Genomic DNA, 2,026 nt, shown 5'->3' on the forward strand with positions numbered 1-2,026 from the left:
ACTCGGCGGAGTTCACGGCCTACGTCGAGGAGTTCCCCGGCGGTCAGAAGTTCTTCGACATCTTCGCCAACGTCAAGAAGGCACGCCCGACGATCGCCGGCTACGAGGTCCTGTCCCGCAACGTCGGCGATGCGGTCTCCAAGGTCCTGCAGAACGCGGCCAAGCCGAAGGAAGCTCTCGACGAGGCGGCCAAGAAGTCCGCCGACGCCGTGGGGGAATGACATGGCGCTGACCTTCGCCGCGGACCCGCGGGCCCACCCACCACAGCCGGCCGGCCACCGGCAGGTGGGCCCGCGGGGGCGGGGGCGCCGGCACCTGACCGGCTGGGCGTTCGCGGGACCCGCCACGGTCATCGTGGTCGGGCTGTCGCTCTTCCCGGCGATCTGGGCGTTCTTCATCTCGCGGGCGAAGTGGAACGGCATCGCACCGGCGACGATGGTCGGCTGGCAGAACTACGAGCGGCTCGCGAGCGACCCGGACATGGCGGCGGCGGCCAAGCACACGCTGCTGCTGACCGTCCTGTTCGTGCCGTCGTCCATCGTTCTGGGCATTCTCATCGCGATCGCGCTCAACCAGAAGATCCGGCTGATCGGCTTCTACCGCACCTGCATCTTCGTCCCGTACGTGGCCTCGGCGGCGGCGACCGGCATCCTGGCGGGCTTCATCTTCAACCCGCAGTTCGGCGCCGCCAACGAGATCTTCCGGTTCTTCGGCATCCCCACGCAGCAGTTCCTGGAGAACCCGAATCAGGCGATGTACGTGATCGCCCTGATCGCGCTCTGGGGCGAGGTCGGGTTCACCTCGGTGATCTACCTGGCCGCTCTGCAGGACATCCCGAAGGAGCTCGTCGAGGCGGCGCGGATCGACGGCGCGAACAGCTGGCGAGTGTTCCGGCACGTGACGATGCCGGAGCTGAAGCCGGTAACCGTGTTCACCGTGATCTGGCAGACGATCACCGCGATGCAGATGTTCGACCTGATCTACACGACCACCCGGGGCGGCCCGCTGAACAGCACGCAGACCGTCGTGTACTACATCTACGAGCTCGCCTTCCAGACCCAGCGGCTCGGCTACGGCGCGGCGGCGGCGTACCTCCTGTTCGCGGTCACCATGATCCTCTCGCTCGGCGTGCTGTGGTACAGCCGGCGCAGCGGACAGGAGGGCTTCTGATGCGCCGCCTGCCGTTCAGCCCCTGGCATCTGCTGTTGATGCCGCTCGCGCTGATCTTCGTGCTGCCCCTGGTGCAGATGCTCCTGACCTCGGTGATGACCAACGCGGAGATCAACAAGTTCCCGCCCCAGCTGATCCCGACCTCGATCAACCTCGAGGGCTTCCGGACGGTGCTGACCGACACCAAGATCCTTCAGTGGTTCGCCAACACCGTCCTCGTCTCGGCGATCAGCGTGATCGGGCATCTCGTGCTCTGCTCGCTGGCGGGGTACGGATTCGCCCGCCTCAAGTTCGCCGGCCGCGGCCTGGCCTTCGTGCTCATCCTGGCGACCGTGATGATCCCGATCCAGCTGCTGATGATCCCGACCTACATCATGTTCACCCGGCTCGGGATCGTGGACACGCTGGCGGCGGCCTTCGTGCCGTGGCTCGCCTCGGCCTTCGGCATCTTCCTCATGCGGCAGTTCTTCATGGGCCTGCCGCTGGAGCTCGAGGAGGCGGCCACATTGGACGGTGCGAGCGTGTTCCGCACCTTCCGCAGCGTGGTGCTGCCACTGGCCCGCCCGGCGCTGGCCACGCTGGCCATCTTCACCCTGCTGTCCAGCTGGAACGACCTGCTGTGGCCGCTGATCGCGATCAGCGACGACAGCCGGTTCACCCTGCAGGTCGGCCTCACCAGCTTCCAGGGCACCCGGCGCACCGAGTGGTCGCAGCTGATGGCCGGCAACGTGATCAGCACGATGCCGCTGATCCTGGCGTTCCTCTTCGCGCAGAAGAGGTTCATCGCCACGATGAGCTTCACCGGGCTGAAAGGCTGATCTCCTCCGGCGTCGCCTGCGCCGCGGTGCCGCCGGCC

Annotated in this window: 2 protein-coding genes and 1 pseudogene; all 3 read left to right on the forward strand. The window is 66.8% G+C overall.

The features are described 5' to 3' along the window. Positions 1 to 221 (forward strand): annotated as a pseudogene (locus AB0M20_RS40370) (ABC transporter substrate-binding protein); the annotation flags it as partial. A 1-nt stretch (position 222) separates the two neighbouring features. Next, a complete protein-coding gene (locus AB0M20_RS40375) occupies positions 223 to 1,170 on the forward strand; it encodes a sugar ABC transporter permease (RefSeq protein WP_364306452.1) in 948 nt (315 codons plus the stop codon). Beyond that, positions 1,170 to 1,988, forward strand: a complete 819-nt coding sequence (locus tag AB0M20_RS40380; RefSeq protein ID WP_364306454.1) for a carbohydrate ABC transporter permease — start codon at positions 1,170 to 1,172, stop codon at positions 1,986 to 1,988. Before AB0M20_RS40375 ends, AB0M20_RS40380 begins: the two co-directional genes overlap by 1 nt. Positions 1,989 to 2,026 lie beyond the last annotated feature (38 nt).

The organism is Actinoplanes sp. NPDC051633 (genome assembly GCF_040681735.1).
Lineage (GTDB): Bacteria > Actinomycetota > Actinomycetes > Mycobacteriales > Micromonosporaceae > Actinoplanes.